Annotated in this window: 16 protein-coding genes; 4 read left to right on the forward strand and 12 right to left on the reverse strand. The window is 44.0% G+C overall.

What is annotated here, in order from left to right; translation table 11 throughout:
• Positions 1-3 precede the first annotated feature (3 nt).
• The 12 genes from pseC to MF542_RS13570 all read right to left on the reverse strand — a co-directional run bounded on the left by pseC (position 4) and on the right by MF542_RS13570 (position 14,577).
• The gene (gene pseC / locus MF542_RS13515; protein ID WP_247020343.1) at positions 4-1,197 is read right to left on the reverse strand and encodes a UDP-4-amino-4,6-dideoxy-N-acetyl-beta-L-altrosamine transaminase; all 1,194 of its coding nucleotides are present in this window, start codon (positions 1,195-1,197) and stop codon (positions 4-6) included.
• Between the two features lie 5 nt (positions 1,198-1,202).
• Complete coding sequence (pseB, locus tag MF542_RS13520) at positions 1,203-2,237, reverse strand: UDP-N-acetylglucosamine 4,6-dehydratase (inverting) (protein WP_247020346.1); 1,035 nt, start codon at positions 2,235-2,237, stop codon at positions 1,203-1,205.
• 73 nt (positions 2,238-2,310) lie between these two features.
• Complete coding sequence (locus tag MF542_RS13525; protein ID WP_247020348.1) at positions 2,311-4,287, reverse strand: hypothetical protein; 1,977 nt, start codon at positions 4,285-4,287, stop codon at positions 2,311-2,313.
• Positions 4,288-4,303: 16 nt separating this feature from the next.
• A complete protein-coding gene (locus MF542_RS13530; RefSeq protein ID WP_247020349.1) occupies positions 4,304-5,518 on the reverse strand; it encodes an ATP-grasp domain-containing protein in 1,215 nt (404 codons plus the stop codon).
• Positions 5,519-5,530: 12 nt separating this feature from the next.
• Positions 5,531-6,271, reverse strand: coding sequence for an SDR family NAD(P)-dependent oxidoreductase (locus tag MF542_RS13535; protein WP_247020351.1), 741 nt, complete (start codon positions 6,269-6,271; stop codon positions 5,531-5,533).
• A 1-nt stretch (position 6,272) separates the two neighbouring features.
• A complete protein-coding gene (locus tag MF542_RS13540) occupies positions 6,273-7,229 on the reverse strand; it encodes a transketolase family protein (RefSeq protein WP_247020354.1) in 957 nt (318 codons plus the stop codon).
• Between the two features lies 1 nt (position 7,230).
• A complete protein-coding gene (locus MF542_RS13545) occupies positions 7,231-8,046 on the reverse strand; it encodes a transketolase (RefSeq protein ID WP_425531256.1) in 816 nt (271 codons plus the stop codon).
• Positions 8,047-8,075: 29 nt separating this feature from the next.
• Positions 8,076-9,137 (reverse strand): radical SAM protein, encoded by a 1,062-nt coding sequence (locus MF542_RS13550; protein WP_247020359.1) that lies wholly within the window; start codon positions 9,135-9,137, stop codon positions 8,076-8,078.
• 78 nt (positions 9,138-9,215) lie between these two features.
• The gene (locus tag MF542_RS13555; RefSeq protein ID WP_247020361.1) at positions 9,216-10,136 is read right to left on the reverse strand and encodes a class I SAM-dependent methyltransferase; all 921 of its coding nucleotides are present in this window, start codon (positions 10,134-10,136) and stop codon (positions 9,216-9,218) included.
• Between the two features lie 12 nt (positions 10,137-10,148).
• Positions 10,149-11,882 (reverse strand): cytidylyltransferase domain-containing protein, encoded by a 1,734-nt coding sequence (locus MF542_RS13560; RefSeq protein WP_247020363.1) that lies wholly within the window; start codon positions 11,880-11,882, stop codon positions 10,149-10,151.
• Positions 11,867-12,724 (reverse strand): N-acetylneuraminate synthase family protein, encoded by an 858-nt coding sequence (locus MF542_RS13565; RefSeq protein WP_247020365.1) that lies wholly within the window; start codon positions 12,722-12,724, stop codon positions 11,867-11,869. The genes MF542_RS13560 and MF542_RS13565 overlap by 16 nt, the downstream gene beginning before the upstream one ends.
• A gap of 8 nt (positions 12,725-12,732) precedes the next feature.
• Complete coding sequence (locus tag MF542_RS13570) at positions 12,733-14,577, reverse strand: tetratricopeptide repeat protein (RefSeq protein ID WP_247020367.1); 1,845 nt, start codon at positions 14,575-14,577, stop codon at positions 12,733-12,735.
• Positions 14,578-14,802: 225 nt separating this feature from the next.
• On the opposite strand from MF542_RS13570, the gene flbT reads away from it, so the two are divergent.
• The 4 genes from flbT (at position 14,803) to MF542_RS13590 (ending at position 17,769) form a co-directional block, all read left to right on the forward strand.
• Positions 14,803-15,198, forward strand: coding sequence for a flagellar biosynthesis repressor FlbT (flbT, locus tag MF542_RS13575; RefSeq protein ID WP_247020369.1), 396 nt, complete (start codon positions 14,803-14,805; stop codon positions 15,196-15,198).
• A 33-nt stretch (positions 15,199-15,231) separates the two neighbouring features.
• Positions 15,232-15,642, forward strand: a complete 411-nt coding sequence (flaF, locus tag MF542_RS13580; protein ID WP_247020371.1) for a flagellar biosynthesis regulator FlaF — start codon at positions 15,232-15,234, stop codon at positions 15,640-15,642.
• 249 nt (positions 15,643-15,891) lie between these two features.
• A complete protein-coding gene (locus MF542_RS13585) occupies positions 15,892-16,719 on the forward strand; it encodes a flagellin (protein WP_247020373.1) in 828 nt (275 codons plus the stop codon).
• A 222-nt stretch (positions 16,720-16,941) separates the two neighbouring features.
• Entirely contained in the window at positions 16,942-17,769 is an 828-nt protein-coding gene (locus MF542_RS13590; RefSeq protein WP_247020375.1) for a flagellin, read from the forward strand.
• The last annotated feature ends 133 nt before the right edge of the window (positions 17,770-17,902 follow it).

Raw genomic sequence — 17,902 nt, forward strand, 5'->3', positions numbered from 1 at the left:
CCGTTAAACTGTCAACACTTTATGCAACGTATCAACAACTCTTTTTACATCTGCTTCTTCCATTTGCGGGAACAATGGCAAACTTAAAGTCTTAGAATAATACTCTTCTGCCCCCGGCAAATTCTGCATACCATATCTTTCTCTGTAATATGGCTGACTGGAAACAGGGATATAATGCACCTGCGTACCAATACTCTGTTCAGATAACTTTCTCATCACAGTTGCACGCGACTTACCAACCACCTCAAAATCAATCTGCACAGCATATAAATGCCAAGCAGATAAACAATCTTTTGACCGGTCATTTGGCTTTACAAAATTCCCAATAGAACTAAGCGCATCATCGTAAAAATCAGCAAGTTTCCGGCGCTTTTCCACAAAAGACTCAAGCTTCTTTAATTGAGAAATCCCTAAGGCACACTGCATATCAGTCGCTCGGTAATTATAACCAAGCTTATGCATTTCATAGTACCAGGGGTTAGCTTGCCCTGAAACATCCAATGCCATATCGCTATGCTGGAAGCTTTCTTCATCTCTGTGCATGTCATGGCTACGGATCAACCGCATCATCTGAGCAGCCTTTAGGTCATTAGTTGTAACGACACCGCCTTCACCCATGGCAATTGATTTTACTGGATGCAAGGAATAGCAGGCAAAGTCTTCATACTTGCCGTCTCCGGGTTTTCCCCGATCTGAATATTCAGCCCCTAACGCATGACAACAATCAGTGATAATTTTTATGCCCTGCTCTTTCGCATAAGCATAAATTTCAGCCATCCCTTCAGAGTGCCCCGTAAGATGTACAGGCATCACAGCTTTCACCGATCCGTCGACGCGTGCGATAGCATCTTTGAGGTTATCCAAGGTCATCAACCCCGTCTCCGGATTAACATCGGCGAAAACGACTTTACCCCCAACCATTTCCACAACATTCGCCGTTGAAAGAAACGTGACAGCAGGCACAACAACTATGTCATCCCTCTCTATACCAGCTACAATAACCGCTAAATGCAGAGCCGTTGTACCGTTTGATACAACCACCGCCTCCTTTGCTCCAACTTGTGAAGCAAACGCTTTTTCAAATTCCGCTGCTTTCGGACCTGCCGTTAACAAGCCGTTCCGCATCACATCCACAACGGCCTCGATATCATCTTCTTCGATGGTGTGCCGTCCATAAGGAAGAAAATCTCTGGTCATTATTACTATCCGTCAGACGAGAGAGTTTTAAGGATATCCCTTAATTCTTCGACACTTAGCCACGTATCATTTTTATCACTGGAATATTCAAAACCTTCAGGCATTGCAGGGTGCCCCTCATCTGCAAAACTATCGCGATCCCAAAAATTCCATTCCGGCTCAATAATATAGCGGTCACCATAATCGACGGTATTTGGCGCATTATGCTCTGTAATCATGATTTCATGAAGCTTCTCTCCAGGCCGAATGCCAACATGTTTAGTTGGCATACCAGGAGCCATTGCTTCTATGAGATCCGGTAAACGCATAGACGGGATTTTAGGGACAAAAATTTCACCACCCCGCATCACATTGGCGCAGGATAACGTGAAAGAAACAGCCTGTTCGAGTGTTACCCAAAAACGTGTCATCCGCTCATCAGTTACAGGAAGCTCTGTCGCGCCGTTTTTAATCAAGTCCTTAAAAAACGGTATCACGCTACCTCGAGACCCTAGTACATTCCCGTACCGCACCACTGAAAAACGAGTACCAGTTCCAGAAGCCAGGGCGTTGGCTGCAACAAATATCTTATCTGAAGCTAACTTGCTTGCACCATAAAGATTGATCGGGTTCACCGCTTTATCTGTAGACAGAGCAACAACTTTTTCAACACCAGCTTCAATGGAGGCTTGTACGATATTTTCTGCACCAATAACATTCGTACGAATACACTCGAATGGATTATATTCTGCCAATGGCACCTGCTTTTGGGCGGCAGCATGAATAACTAAATTCACGCCCCGCAGTGCCATTTTCAAACGGTCGCGGTCACGCACATCACCAATAAAGAAACGAACACGCTTTCTGTGTTCTTCAGGGAGGCTGTTTTGCGTCACAAAGTGATTATATTCACCTCGAGCAAAAATGATCACTCGTCTTGGTTTATAATCAGCAAGTAGCCTGTTCAGTAACATTGTACCAAATGAACCAGTACCGCCGGTTATAAGAATAGATTTATTGTTTAAATCCAACTCGGAGCAATCAAAATCGGTCAGCGCCACAATCGCCTCTCCCCAAAATCACTTTTCTTGGCGCCAGCCTAGCATTTGTAAGAGAAGCTTAAAAGCCTTCTTTTTATAGAGGCTTACTGTGTTTTATAAGTGATATGGAATAGGTGTAATTTAAAGGTGAAACATATGAAACGATATCCCCTGCACTTCTACCAGAGGTCTCATCATTTTCCTGAGCACTCAACATAACCCGTGCAAAATAGTTTGTAGCTACCTCTTGGGTATGCATCATAGCAAGAGCTGCAATATCAGTCCTACGGCATTCCAGTTTCACAGCATGGGATGCGTCCCCCAGTTCCAGAACACCATCAGTTAAACCAAGTGCTGTAGAAGAAGAAACTAATCTAGAGACCGACTTCCCCTGATCTACAGGAAAATCCATCGGGAATCTCTCTCGTTGTTCGCCACCGTTATTCACTTCATAATATAATGTGTCTTTATCAAAGGCCTGAGGTATGAGGGTGAGGTTTCCAAACCGAAAGCTCCCTTCAATCCGGTCAAACCATTCAGCGTCATAAAACACTTCCAACCTAGAGTTATTTGAATCAAGAACGAGGCGTTTGAATAACGGCCCCCACCTGGTCTGTATCGTGCCTTCGATCACCAAAAAACCGTCCGAACCATATATTTCTGGTTCTAGATTGCTTAGATCAGTCACCTTATGACTATTTCCGGGTTCACACACCATATGACCGCTATAAAAATCGGCTCCAAAAGAGATATCATCGTAATAACCGTGCGCTAAAGTCCCGATAAGCGAGTTGGCGGCAGGTGCTCCGCCTTCAGAACCTGCATAATCACCAAACCCAAACGCCTGAATTGCCATACCACGATATAGGTTCAGAACCAGATGTAGGTCTCCGCATTCTACCGTTAAAAACCTGCGATCGCGAGAAACCTTATAAATATCCTGAATATGCCCCTGTTTTAAAACAGCCCTATTAGCTTTGATTTCCGGTAGTTTCTTAAGGAGGTTATCCCAACGTTTTTCAGTGATATGAGTACGAAAGTCGCTGGCCCAAATACCGCATAATTCACGCCAACCCATGGCTGTACTGTCTTCACTGTTTTTAAGCTTTTCAAACTGTCGCCAACAATGCGTATTCAATTGCAAATCTGCGCGCCCGGTCACCCCCCAACGGGTGATATTATATTTACGTTGCTTCTTTACGGGAACTGGAACTGCAGATGTTTCAAGTCTAATACTGGTTTCAGCATTATCCAGCAGAGAGAGAGCTTTCGAAGGTAAAACAATTTCCATTTCATTTTGTGCCTCTAAGGTTTTGAAAAGCATTTCTATACGAGCATGCTCAACTGCACCCGAAAGCTTACTTTCAGCTTCAAACCTACCTGGCCGGTAATCAAACACTTCACCGTCACTGGTATACAGAGGAAATGCCTGCACACCTTTTGCCAGTTGAAGATTGATAAATTCCAAATATTCATCAGCTTCTATCTCACCATGGGCATAGCGTTGAAACTTCTGAAAAGAAATAGCATCAGACCATAAAACAGGCAGCAGAACATTATCCTGACCTTCAAGTATGGCCGGACGGTGCATAATAGAGGCTGGCCATTCCGGATGATGGCTTGCGGGTTCTGCCCAATCCATCATCACGGCCTTAAAGCCGGCTTCTTCATAAAGAGGTAATACCCCAGATGAATATGCCTGTTCATTCACCAAGGCGATTTCAGGCGTAACACCTAATATTTCTTGATAATCTTCAAGGCCCAGTTTCAAGTTCCACCTTGTCACTTCCGCAGGCACAAGCGGAGCAATCATTTGGGTGAAACCACTACCAATGAGTTCCGCCTTACCTTCGTTCAGCAATTGCTTAAAGGTAGCGATCCACTTCGGGTCAACACTCAAAATAGCTTGTAGTGTATAACTTGTTGCCTCAATACCAATTGGTATTCCATTTTCAGCGAGCTTGAGTAAAGGCCAATAGCATTTCTGAATAACCGTATAGTGATCTTTTTCCTCAATAGAAGAGAAAGCCAAGTTCAGATGAAATGCTGTATAAAAATATGGGCTGCTCATATAGCTGGATAAGCCGTTATTGTTTCTGAATAATCGGATTAAACTCTAATAACGCGTTTTCTGCATTTTTAACAGCTTCAGAATATGAAGCACCTGTTGCTTGTACCATAGCAATAGAAGCCGCTGCGTTTTGAGGCCTATCAATATAAGAACCAGGGCTTACCCAAGTTTCAAAAGCTAACACATTTTTCATTGCTCGAATTTTTTCTGGTTCTTCGAAACTCAGAAGAGTTCCCTCATCAACCATACACCACCGCGTACTAACCGGACACTTTGGTTCATTATTCCACTCAGAAGGATCTAAATCTTCGCCAAGAGCCGTTCTTGCAGCTGCTTCAACCAAATGAATTCCCGTAGAAAACGGAATTTGATGAGTACAGAAGTACCCACCCGATAACCTGGCAGCCAATTCAATAACGTAAGGCTCATTTTCATGAACAACGATATCACCTTTCACAATACCGTTTTCCACACCCAAACTTATTGCAGCATGCGAAACCAAGGTTTCTATTTTTTCAGTTATAGCTTCAGGCAAAGCTGAAGGCATCGTGCCGCCGTTTTCCACAATAAACGGATGATATTTATCGAGAAACTCATAACTTCTGTCGGATAGCGCAGGCGTAATAGCCTTGCCTTTAATAACAACAGATTCCGTACTAACCTGTGGCCCTTCCAAGTAACGCTCAGCCATTACTCGGCCAGATGGAGAGTTTTGTCTCGCGTTCTCAAATGCCCAATCAGCATCACCATTTTGGTCTAAAACAGAAACCCCTTTTGACCCTCGGCTATCCACCGGCTTGACAACAAGCCCCTGCCATTCAGAACGTAAACTTCGAAGTTCGCTTGTGCTTTCAACCTGCCTGTACTCAGGCACAGGCACACCGTCTGCAACAAATTTGTCCTTCATCGCAAGTTTATCCACAGCGCGGTGAGCTGTTTCCAGAGAGTTACCGGGTAAATCAAGTTTTTCAGCGATTGCAGCAACAATATGCGGCACATCACATGCCAGGCACATAACACCACTTATCGGTTTTTCAGCGTGATAAGCTAACACCGCCGGTAAACATACTTCCAAGTGGTAAACACTTGCGATAATTTTATCTTCCGCAAAAGCAAACCCGGGAGCATTTTCATCCATATCACAAACAACAAGATGAAAGCCCTTTTGCTGTAAGTCTTTCAATCCTTCCGCAGCCTGACGACCACCGCCTAAAACCAGTAAACGTTTCACGTCATTCGTCATCTAAAAATACAGACCACCGTTAACGTTAATTGTCTGAGCTGTTATATAACTTGATTTGTCACTTCCAAGAAAAACGGCGGTTTTGGCCACTTCTTCCGTAGTTGCAAAACGCTTCATAACCACCTGCTCCGCAGCTGCTTTAACAGCCGGGCTATTCATAGCATTCTCAGCCATTTCCGATGCCACAAGTCCGGCAGCCAATGTATTGCTACGAATGCCATCGTCAGCAAGGAATCTTGCAATCACCTGCCCGAGCGAAATCAAACCCGCTTTACTTGCAGCATAATGTGCGGTGCGTGGCCCACCATACTGGCCAGAAACAGAACCAATATGCACAACACTTGCGTTACCGGATTTACGAAGCAGGCCAAGCGCTTCTTGCGTTACAACAAATGGGCCCTTCAGATTAACGCCAAGAATTTCATCCCAATCTTCATCAGTGATCTGGTCAAAATCTGTTGGGTTATTAATCCCAGCATTATTTACCAAAACATCAAGTTGCCCATGTGCAGCTTCAATCGTGTTGAACACATTTTTAAGCGCCTCACGGTCACGTACATCTGCTTTAAACGCTCGCCCTTCACCAAGGCCAATTTCTGAACATGTTTCTTTGGCGGCTGCATCATTCGATGAATAGGTAAAATATACCTCAGCGCCTTCTTTAACATACTCAGTAACGATTGCTTTCCCGATACCACGACTACCACCAGTTATCAGGGCAATTTTACCTTTGAGGTCCATTTTATTTACCTGCTAATTCGCGGCATGCTGCTGCAACACTATCTGCATCAATGCCAAACATTGTTGGAAGTTCATCATGTTCACCAGATTTACCAAATACATCTTTGATCCCGATAAATTTGACGCGTGCCGGATGATGTTCCGCGAGGCATTCTGCCACCGCACTTCCCATACCGCCCATAATGTTATGATCTTCCGCAGTTACGATACCGCTGGTTTCCCGGGCTGCAGCAACCACTTCATCCACATCAATCGGCTTAATGGTAGAGAGGTTTACCACACGCACACTAATACCCTCTGCCTCCAGCATTTCAGCAGCTTTCAAAGCGCGCGCTACCATAACACCGCAGGCGATCACGGTAACATCTGATCCTTCACGAACACGATTAGCTTTACCAATTTTAAATTCAGCATTTGCTTCATACACCACAGGCGTAGGACTTCGGCCAATACGCATATAAACTGGGCCATCATGATCAAGAACCGCCTTGAAAGCCTGCATAAATTCATTTGCGTCTGCAGGAACAACCACCGTTACGTTCGGAATAGCGCGCATAGTAGCGATATCTTCAAACATCTGTGCTGTTGCACCGTCCGGTCCTACATCTACACCAATATGAGAACAACAAAGCTTCACATTGCGTTCTGCATAAGCCACCGCCGTACGGAACTGTTCATGCGCTCGCATACAGCCGAACGCCGCAAACGTGGAAACAACAGGAATTAACCCTGTATCTGCAACCCCCGCGGAAGCAGCCATCATATTCTGTTCTGCAATACCAAATTGCATTACACGGTCAGGATTACTGCCAACAAGCGGTTTTGCACCAGTTCCTCCTGCCACATCAGCATCCAGAAGAACCCAGTCTTCACGCTCTGAAGCTTGATCGACAAGTACGCGCCCGAAGGCATCGCGTACAGAAACTTCTTCACCAACATTCCAATATTCGAGCGCCATCTTACACTTCCCCAAGAGCTGCAAGCGAGTCAGCCAACTGTTCATCTGTCATTGTTACACTGCCATGCCACATAAGAACGTTTTCCATAAAGGAAATACCTTTCCCTTTAACCGTATCAGCATAAATAAATGTCGGTTTACCTTTGGTAGTTTTAGCTTCTTCAAAAGCGGTTTTCAGCGCATCAATATCATGCCCATCCACATTAATTACGTGCCAACCAAATTCCGCTACCTTTTTACCAACATCTCCCATATCCAGTTGCTCTTTAACAGAAGCGTCTCCTTGGAGTTTATTGGCATCATAAATTGCAACAAGATTATCCATGCCCTTATGGCCTGCACACATGATTGCTTCCCACGTATTGCCTTCCTGCATGTCGCCATCACCAAGGATTACATGGGTACGAAAATCTTTCTTTAGGTGTTTAGCACCCATCGCCATACCCAGTCCTTGGCTCAACCCCATGCCAAGTGAACCTGATGGCGCATCAATTCCCGGTATACGAACATCAGGGTGCCCCTCAGCAAAACCATCAATCTTGCGAAGTTTCAATGCTTCTTCCATAGGGAAATAACCGCGCATTGCCAACACCACATAAAGCGCCGGGCATGCATGCCCTTTAGAGAGAATAAATCGGTCCCGGTCAGCCCAATTGGGGTTACCCGGTTCAACATTCATCACATCAAAATAGAGTACCGCAAGCATATCTGCGATTGAGAGGGCTCCTCCCGGATGCCCCGAACGACCAGCATGAATGGCTTTAACCGCACCAACACGGATCTGGTGAGCTAAATCTTTAAGAGGGTAATTCATCATATTCATTTTCATTCTCTATCGTAGAGGTATCAATCATCAGCATCTTTGAGGATATTTTCTATACTGGAACGCCCTAGTTTTTTACGACTATCAACCTTCCCACTCCAATCCCAGTCTATGCAATCACTACACACACAATCTTTCGGAATTCGATTGGTTAGGTGCTCCCCTCTCAATTGGGCCATCTTGTCACCCTGCCAAGCTTCAGCAATGGTCATGTCCCTGATATTTCCGACTGATAATTCCCCGTCAATATTCTGGCTACAAGGAACCAGTTCGCCATTCGATAAAACCACAAGCCGTTGCCAGAGCTGCCTGCAAGGCAATCTGTCAGCATCAGAACGCTTCATAATGCCTTCCGAATTAACATCCCCTTGAGTTTCCCGAATTTTTGCCCGGCCTATATAGTCGAATTGCGGGCTAATATGGAAGTTATTTACTCTATCTTTCCAGAGATTTTTGAAAGTTTCAATCTCTTCATCCGTTTCACTAGTACGGACATATGTCATTGAAATCCAAGGATTATCCCTACCGTGCTTGGCTTTACACTCTCTAAGGTAATCAAGGTTTCTAATCACTTTATCGAAACTGTCTGTACCTCGAATAGCGGCATATTTTTCTCTGTTCAAACCTTCAAATGAGATATGTACAGAATTAAGCCCATCAGTAACCATACGCTCTATTTCTGAACGCTTGATAGTCGTTAAATTTGTCGTAACAGAAACCACCGGTATATTCTTACGCTTAGCGTAGGCGATATAGTCGATAGTTTTTCGGTTCATAAACGGCTCACCAAAGAAGAAGAAATGAACAGCGTACACACCAAATTCAGCACACTCATCAATAGCCTTATAAGCAATATCATCTTCTACAAATCCAACTGTGCGCTGCATATCTGGGTGTACACACATTACACACGTCTGATTACATTTGTTGGTAGGTTCAATATGAACCGTCATAGGTACTTCAGTATTTAACTTCAAATTATATGAAAGCTGAGAAAACTTTATATATTCCTCACGCGTGTTAGGAACAAAAGAGGATAACCCTCTAATTTCATCTGCATCCATAAAGTCGCTTAAAGCTTTCATATCAAACACCCTCACAGCAAAATAGCTATTTAATCAAGCAAATATTAAGCCAAACTAAGTACGGCCAAGACGTCAAACTTAGTCATTTGGGAACTGTGCAAACAACACTACCAACCGCCCCATACCAACATCCGCTAGTGCACGGTAAAAATCTTCATGAAAACCATTTTTATTTACAGCCATATTTAGATCAAAATTCTTACGCCAACCATGCAGTTTTCTCCCCAAATCAGGCTTCTGCGTGTAGGCTTGCCCCATTAGCAAAAACATTTCCATAGGGAAGTTAGTAGTTTTATCAAATACATCTAACCCAGCCTTTGCGATAAGATTAGCAAGGCTATCAAAATCAAAATAATTCAAATGATGGTTCGGCACTACCCACCAGGGGCTATAGTCGCAAGCATCAACCAATGCCCGTTGCATAGGACTAAAATCGTTAGGTACGGAAATTGTTAAAATTCCATTTTCTTTCAATAACCCTTTGGCTAATTGAATAACTTCAAGAGGATTAGGGACATGTTCCAACACCTCGCTCATATGAACAAAATCAAACTTCGGGAGGTTATTTGCAGCATTTGCATCGAAGAAACCAGTTTGAACATCAAGCCCCCGGCTTCGAGCATACTTTGATGCCACAGAGGAAGGTTCAATACCCCGCACATCCCATCCTCGGTCTTTGCCATGAGCAAGGAAATCACCAGGACCACAACCGATATCAAATGCTGTTAGTCGCTCACCAGATCTATTGGACAGCTTCTTTTCTACAATATCGTAACGCCTACCAAATTCAATATCACGCCAACTATCATCGGCGGAACTTGCTGCTATGTATTCTTTTTTATCACTCTGATAAAATTCTTCTTCATAAAGCTTTCTTAATGCTTCTGATGAAGGCAGCTCAATAACATGCTTATAGCCGCAAACCTGACAATCCATAACGACATCATCAAGTTTTTCTCCCCAGCAGTTTAAACTGTTCTTTGCATTACAATTGCTCATAAAACTGTCCTGTCAGCTAAGAAATCTGTTCTGAATTTCAGATGCAAACCTCTGTGCTCCTTTACGTATCTCATTTGTCACGGACTTTAAGGCCTCTATAGAATTTGATTTTTTAGTCGCAATAGCCGCCAGAGCCTCTTCAGCACTATCAAACACAAAATCAGGGAGGTGTTCTTTTAAAGCTTCCCATTCCTCGGGTAACGCAGCACCAACGGCATCAAACGTGTAGGCAGGCTTACCTGCATAAATAGCCTCAAAGAAACTAACACCGTATACAGAGAAAATAGCATCATGTTCCGTAATAAGTTTCAGCACATCTGCAGGTGCCTCAACGACGTCTATTCTCTTTTCTTTCTCCGGAACTTCCGGTGCGGAAGCATAAGCCCCTTTCAGCCAAGTATGCTGTATATCTGAGCCAAGTTGCGACAACAATCTTTCAGGCAAATAACTACCTAATTCTGCAGTATCACTTCCCCCAGTAAGAACCAACAGAGATTGAACATCTGCAACTATACTTTGGGAGGCGCCTACACGTCTCAATAAATAACTATCCCAACCATAACAGATTTTGGCTGCATACCGAGATATCCGTGCTGGATCGACATAAAACGACGGGATCCAAACTAAATCAAAAAAGTCGTCAAACTGCGCATCAAAATCTATACCTATTGTTTTGCAAGAACTCTCACTCTGTTTAAAATGCTCCACCACGTCATCGGGCATTTTCTTTAAATCAAAAATGAAAACTTCTGTTTCCTTGATCTTCTGTTCCAAAAACTCGCCGGTGAAATCATCCACCCACACATGAGGAACCAATGCGAGTTCATCCAAATCCAGAGGTTCCCCGCGGATTATTATCTCCACCTTTGCACTCAAGTAATCCTGTAGTGCGCCGGCAGCAGCCAGCGAACGCATTAAATGCCCGAGGCCAACCTCTTGGCCAACTTCTGTTAGGATCGTAATTGCGACAGAGGTATCCCTAATCTTCTTTTGCCTTACATCAACATTAATAGACGCAAGCTCCTTATCTCTTCCCAACTCCTCAATTACCCAAGTCAGATCAACAATCTTATGCCCGTCGCTATTTCTTGACCACCGTTCATATACCTCCCTCATAAATCTGTAATCTGAAGGTGTATCTACGGAAACCCTATGCTCTAGGCTACTGAATACTTCTGGCTCTTTAAGTTTAGCGATTTTCCTCGGCTCAACCTTTTTTAAGTGATGATATACAGCTCCAATATGCTCTCGCTCGAACGGTTCGTGCGCAACAGCAACCATCTCGTCCCAAAAACGTTTTCGGTAAATATCGAAGCCTTCATGGATATTCTTGAAACCACTATCCCCCGACAATAATTGGACTATATCAACTTCATCATCTGTTATTACGGCCTCAAGCATGCGAGAGATTGTTTCAGGTTCTATAAGAGGGCAATCTCCGCATACATATAAAATGATATCTGCCTTATACGCTTGAGTGACCGCATCAACTCGCCCGACCAAATCATTCACATCGCCTGAAAACGCAAAACAATCTCTACCCTCTTCTTTCGCCCAATCTCTAATCGGCAGGTTGTAGCCATCAGATGTGGTAGCCAGAACTGACTGAGAAATCCCTTTCACATTATCCAAACGTTCAAAGATATGAGAGATAAGAGGCCTTCCGGCTAGCGGTAAAAGATGCTTTTTCGGTAACCGCGAAGAATTCAATCTCGCCCCTACAATGGCAACTACTTTTTCTGCCATTCCAACCTCACGGCTTTTGTTGGACGAAGACCATCAGAAGGATCAGCTCGCCAAGGCCTATCCGCTATTTCTGCTGCCGTTGGAGTTTTCACACCATCTCCGTCAGCAAGTGCTAAACGTTTTTGCGCAGATATGAGCGGTGCAATTTCATCTGGCAACCAACAATGCCCCGCTTGGTATTCCGCACCGTTTTCATCAAGATCAATATGAAACTCAATTACAGATGCATCGTAGCGATCAATTGCTCGGCTTATAATACCTGGGTCCCGGCTATGATCAGACCAACCCACACGCGCCCCTGCGGCTTCACGTATGGTCTTAATGGCCGATAAATTACAGCTTTCTGGAGGTGCTGGATACCCGGAGACACAGTGCAATAAAGTCAATTCCGCCCCACCTGCAGTATTAAAAACATTTACCGCATGCAGCACCTCTTCCAACGTGGCCATCCCAGTTGAAAGAATTAGGGGCTTCCCCGTGCACGCACAAGCAATGATCAGATCATCCCAAGGAAGCTCATAAGATGCGATTTTATAAAAGTCTACATAGGGCTTCAACTCTTCCACAGCCTTGAGATAGAAAGGCGTACAGGAAAACTGTATATCATGCCGGTCACACTCAGCCTTCAATTCAGGAAGAAATTCCAGTGGAAGCTCCCAGTTTCTCCGTCTCTGGTGCTCTTTGCTACGAGAGAGAATTTCTGGAGCGAATAATTCATCAATTTTAAAAAGCTGAAACTTAACAGCATCACAGCCAATTTCAGCAGAACGCCGAATAAACTCTTTGGCGCGCTCGATATTTTGAGCATGATTGCTGGAAACCTCTGATATAAAAAATGACATAAATATCTCTATAAATTCAACTTTTCGCGCACAGCTTTTCCTGTTTTCTCCAAAATCTCAGGCCACGTATCGCCATGAACAACTTTAGCATCTTTCACGAATACTGCATCACTGCCATCACCAACCCCGAAGCTCCACCAAATTTCATAAAGCGACATCAATATTGTTGGACACCCACACGACATGGCAAAAATACCCGGCGCTGAAGTACTTGAAAGCACCAAATCACAGTTCGTCATAATCGCTAAGTTGGCTTCAATATCCTGCTTAAGGTTAACGTCTTCAAACTGATGGACATCAACACCATATAGCTCTTTCATTTGCTTGAGCTCTTCTTCACAATCACCATATTGTAAATTCACAAACTCAACATGATCTTTAAGCGCCATGACCGGCCCCAAATGCTTAGCTGAGCAATATAAATAACTCCGTTTCTTGTTAAGAATACCACTTCTCCAGGCAAGACCCACCTTAGGTTTATTGCCCAATTTTTTAAAACGCTTAGCAAATTTCTCAACAAGTTCCGGATCAGGTATCAGGCTTGGTTGGCCAGCATACTTAACATCTTCAGAAGTCTTCCAGTTGTACCTAGGAGCACTAGCTAACGGGACAGAGTAATCAATCTCTAACTCTCCGTCTTTCATCATCTTCTGCATTTTAGGAAAACTACGATAGCGGTACCCTTGCGTAACCACATCTGCCAAAGGAGAAACAATGGCATTAGGATATGATCTTTCATAGATACTCGCCAAACGAGGTTCACAACCAATTATAATCTGGTCTGCTTGTTTCTCTAATTCCCGAAAATGGTTACCCCACATCACTTCATCACCAATTCCTTGCTCTGCGGCTAGAAACAGCTTTTTGCCTTTAAGGCTCTCACCTTGCCATTCAGGAATGTTATGGGTATAAATCTGCGTCTGATTGCTATCTCTCATCGGAGAGTATCTTGCCTCATAATATTTCCAGGCTTCCTGCAAATCTCCGATCATGAACAAAAGAACGGCCAGCCCCAATTGTGGCTCAGGTGAATGCGGATTAAGCTCAATTGATTTCCTGTCCGCCTCAATCGCCTTTGGAAATTTCCCCATCTGGGTATAGCTCATTGCAAGGTTGCTATATATTTTAAAGTCCCCAGGGTTAAGACGTATAGCCTCCTGAAAGAAAACAACGCTTTCTTCCGCACCATCTCTTGCCCTCACCTGCGTTGCGAGTACATTCCATAAATCAGAGCTCTCTGGAAAAACAGGTATAACCTGCTGCAACATCTCGATGCTTTCATCATAACGTTCTTCAGCAGAGTATGCAGTGGCCAAGTTCACATAATGACGCGATTCTCGTGGCTCCATACTAACAAGAATATTACCAATTTTCACCGCCACATCATAAATTCGCATATTCAATGCCAAGTTCATAATAACAGACACAATATCAGGCGTGGGCGTATGATGTTTAAGTGCTCTCTCAATAACTAGTATCGCTTTATCTCGCACTCCAAGGTGATTGAGGCAATGGGCAATCACGGTAAGCAAATCTAGATCATTGGGCAGATAATCCCAGGCTTCCAGGAAATGGACCAGAGCTTGGTCAAAACGATTTTTTTCAACCAGCTTTCGGCCATTATTAAGGGTTTTCTGTAGAGCATTAGCCTGTTTGGGAGTTAGAGGCTTTGAAGCAGTATCATCAGCAACGATTTCTCTTGAAATTCCACCAATAACTGAGGAAAAATCTCTTCCCCCCAATAAATCTGGCACTTGCAAACCTGCGGCAGCCAGCGGGTCTGGCTTTAGCCCAATAGGACTTTCGCTCTGCTCGTTAGCTTTCTCAAGATCCGTCATGTTTGCAGGCTGCATATTCTATCTCCCTACCCGGCACAAACTACCAACCAACCGGATATTTTCTCCCAAATCCTAACGATTTAGTCACCATATTTGCTTTAACTTACCTTTACTGCAAGGCAAATGCCAAGAAAACACTAGCCTTTTCAAATCATAATTCCTTATGATATAAAGACTTAGTTTACTTTATTCTGATTTATTGGATTTCTAACGGGCAGAAATAGCTCCGGGGAGGCATGTATGGCACTGAAGCTGTCGTTAAAACCAGACGAAAAACTCGTCATAAATGGCGCAGTTATTGCTAATGCAGACAGACGTACAACATTGATCGTTCATAACAAGGCATCAATTTTACGCGAAAAAGATATTATGCAGGAAGATGAAGTAGACACGCCGGCGCGCCGCATCTATTTCCCAATCATGCTAATGTATATGGATCAGCAAAAGACTGATACGTACTATGAAGAGTTTATGAAGAGAATGACAGAATTCATGGCAGTTATTACAACTCCTGAAGCTATCGATCTCTGCGTTAAGATTAGCAAAGATGTGATGGAAAAGAACTTCTATCGCGCTTTAATGAACTGTAAAAAGCTGTTAGCTTTTGAAACAAGTAGGTTGAATGTGCAGGAATAAGAGCCTGCATTAGCAAACGAGTTCCGGTGTAGTATGTCATACCAAGCTTATAAAACAGCGCAAACCAAGACTGAGTCAGCAAGTCAAACTGAGTACAGACTTCTTGCGCAGGTTACCAATGCCCTTATGACAGCTAAAGACAACGAATACAGCGGCGTTCAGCTTGTGGAGGCTCTGGACTGGAATAGAAGAGTTTGGTCAGTTTTTGCTTCAGATTGCGGAGCAAAGGGCAATCAACTCCCCCCTCAACTACGTGCGAATATTATATCTCTTTCCATTTGGGTCTCGAAGCACTCCTCAAAAGTAATGCGCAAACAAGCGAAAATCGATGATCTCATCAACATCAATCGCACCATCATGGAAGGGTTAGCTGACCAAGCTAAACTTCAAGCACAAGCGCAAGCTGAAAGCTCAGCACCCACCACCGTAAATTCTACACTATAGCCATTAAGTAGGTATTTTTTTCCACCTTTCAGGAAATAAATACCTATAGCAAACCAAACCGATTGCGTGAATGTAGGAAAATTCTGCCTACCGACATGTTTCGTTAAATAAAAAGTTTAAAGATATCAGCCACTTATCCATCTCCCCAAAAAAACAACCGTATGGCATAAAATATGCATCTATGGGTTTGGTTGCAAAATGCGGCCAAGGACAAAAAGTCCGCCAAAACTCTCAGAATGGAGATGAAAAATGGCGTTTTCTGTAAACACCAACGCAGGTGCGTTTGCCGCCCTGCAAAATTTGAATCAGACTCAATCAGAGCTGAGGACAACTCAAACACAAATTAATACCGGCCTAAGGGTCGCCTCTGCTAAAGATGATGCTGCGACCTTCGCAATCGCGCAAACTCTGCGCGGCGAAGTTTCTGGCCTTCAGGCAGTGTCTTCTTCTCTTGATCGCGCACAGTCCACACTAGACGTGGCAATCGCGGCAGGCGAAGCTGTGTCTGACCTATTAATTGAACTCAAAGAAAAAGCTGTTGCAGCGAAAGACTCCGGTCTAGATGCATCAAGCCGTAATTCTTTGAACGATGACTTCGAGCAGCTTCGCGATCAGATTACATCTATCGTACAGAATGCTGAATTCAACGGTACCAATGTAGTAAATTCTGGCGGGGATGCCGTTGTTGCAATTACCAACGACACTGGCAGCAACACCATTACCATTGCTGCACAAGACCTCTCTCTTTCAAGCGCTAATGTCACAATTACCTCTTCTCAGGAAATTAGTACGGCAACGCTTGCAGCTGATGCGGTTACAAAAATCGAAGCTTCTATTGCGAATGTGAACACTTCACTTTCCGCTTTAGGTTCAGGTTCTAGCCGAATTGAACTTCAACAGAACTTTGTGAACTCTCTTTCTGACTCCATTGAAGTCGGTATCGGTAACCTTGTTGACGCTGACCTCGCTGAAACAAGTGCGAACCTTCAGTCACTTCAAGTAAGACAGCAGCTTGGCCTTCAGGCACTTTCGATTGCCAATCAGGCACCGTCTACAGTCTTGGGCCTATTTAGATAAGCTCATTTTCACGTAAACAAACGAAGAGCCCTCCGGGGCTCTTTTTTTGGGTACTTCCTTCCGCTTCGGCAACTATTTCCGGCAGTTTTTACCCCTCTAGTATTAAGAAACTGCACCCTTTTGAAATAAGCATTATATTTCAATGCATTACGATTGGCACATCTATTGCCATTAGCTGATGCAGAGCAAAAGGCTCACGAAATTCTCAAAAGGAGACACCCAATGGCTTTTTCAGTTAACACAAACGCCTCTGCATTATCTGCACTTCAAAACTTGAACGGCACTAATGCGAGGTTGAGTACTATTCAGACTCAAATTAACACAGGACTTAATGTGTCTAGCGCAAAAGACAATTCAGCAGTATACGCCATCGCGCAATCATTGCGCGCTGAGAATGCTGGTCTGTCTGCAGCTAGCGCCTCCATTGATCGCGCACTATCAACCATCGATGTCGCGATTGCTGCAGGTGAAGCCGTTTCTGATCTCTTGATCGAACTGAAAGAAAAAGCCGTTGCAGCCAAAGACGCTGGCCTCGACACTGCTAGTCGTTCATCTCTAAACAACGACTTCATTCAGTTACGTGATCAAATTTCTTCGATCGTAAACAACGCTGAATTCAACGGTACTAACGCTGTTGAAAACAATGGTGACCCGATCATCGCGATCACAAATGACGATGGCTCCAGCCAAATTAGCGTAGCGCCTCAAAACCTATCGCTATCCGGCTCCAACGTTTCTCTTACAGTTGCTCAACAGATCAATACTGCAGCACTTGCGTCCGTTGCTGTTGATAACATTGAAAGCTCAATTCAGAATGTAAACTCAGTTCTTTCTAATCTTGGCTCTAACGCAAATCGCCTAGAGCTACAGAAAAACTTTGTTTCACAACTATCAGATACCATTGAAATTGGTATCGGTAACCTAGTTGATGCCGATCTAGCGGAATCTTCCGCTGAACTGCAATCACTGCAGGTTCAGCAGCAGCTAGGTCTGCAGGCGCTTTCAATTGCCAACCAGGCACCGCAGTCTGTATTAAGCCTATTCCAGTAAAATACTGGCCCACCGAGCGGGTTCGCCCGCTCGGTACACCTGCGCAAAAGCTGCCCACCTTGGCGGCACTTTTTTCCTTATTCAGCAAAAATTGCCTATTCCTAAAGTTGTTACTAAAAAGTTAATTTTTAAT

The sequence above is a fragment of the Kordiimonas laminariae genome (assembly GCF_023008165.1).
GTDB lineage: Bacteria > Pseudomonadota > Alphaproteobacteria > Sphingomonadales > Kordiimonadaceae > Kordiimonas > Kordiimonas laminariae.

What these genes read in the sequence shown, in the direction of transcription:
- MF542_RS13585 (WP_247020373.1), top strand. Translation starts at nt 15,892, where the DNA reads ATGGCGTTTTCTGTAAACACCAACGCAGGTGCGTTTGCCGCCCTGCAA.
- pseC (WP_247020343.1), bottom strand. Translation starts at nt 1,197, where the DNA reads ATGACCAGAGATTTTCTTCCTTATGGACGGCACACCATCGAAGAAGAT.
- flaF (WP_247020371.1), top strand. Translation starts at nt 15,232, where the DNA reads ATGTCATACCAAGCTTATAAAACAGCGCAAACCAAGACTGAGTCAGCA.
- MF542_RS13590 (WP_247020375.1), top strand. Translation starts at nt 16,942, where the DNA reads ATGGCTTTTTCAGTTAACACAAACGCCTCTGCATTATCTGCACTTCAA.
- MF542_RS13540 (WP_247020354.1), bottom strand. Translation starts at nt 7,229, where the DNA reads ATGGCGCTCGAATATTGGAATGTTGGTGAAGAAGTTTCTGTACGCGAT.
- MF542_RS13565 (WP_247020365.1), bottom strand. Translation starts at nt 12,724, where the DNA reads ATGTCATTTTTTATATCAGAGGTTTCCAGCAATCATGCTCAAAATATC.
- MF542_RS13545 (WP_425531256.1), bottom strand. Translation starts at nt 8,046, where the DNA reads ATGATGAATTACCCTCTTAAAGATTTAGCTCACCAGATCCGTGTTGGT.
- MF542_RS13555 (WP_247020361.1), bottom strand. Translation starts at nt 10,136, where the DNA reads ATGAGCAATTGTAATGCAAAGAACAGTTTAAACTGCTGGGGAGAAAAA.
- MF542_RS13535 (WP_247020351.1), bottom strand. Translation starts at nt 6,271, where the DNA reads ATGGACCTCAAAGGTAAAATTGCCCTGATAACTGGTGGTAGTCGTGGT.
- MF542_RS13560 (WP_247020363.1), bottom strand. Translation starts at nt 11,882, where the DNA reads ATGGCAGAAAAAGTAGTTGCCATTGTAGGGGCGAGATTGAATTCTTCG.
- flbT (WP_247020369.1), top strand. Translation starts at nt 14,803, where the DNA reads ATGGCACTGAAGCTGTCGTTAAAACCAGACGAAAAACTCGTCATAAAT.
- MF542_RS13525 (WP_247020348.1), bottom strand. Translation starts at nt 4,287, where the DNA reads ATGAGCAGCCCATATTTTTATACAGCATTTCATCTGAACTTGGCTTTC.
- MF542_RS13570 (WP_247020367.1), bottom strand. Translation starts at nt 14,577, where the DNA reads ATGCAGCCTGCAAACATGACGGATCTTGAGAAAGCTAACGAGCAGAGC.
- MF542_RS13550 (WP_247020359.1), bottom strand. Translation starts at nt 9,137, where the DNA reads ATGAAAGCTTTAAGCGACTTTATGGATGCAGATGAAATTAGAGGGTTA.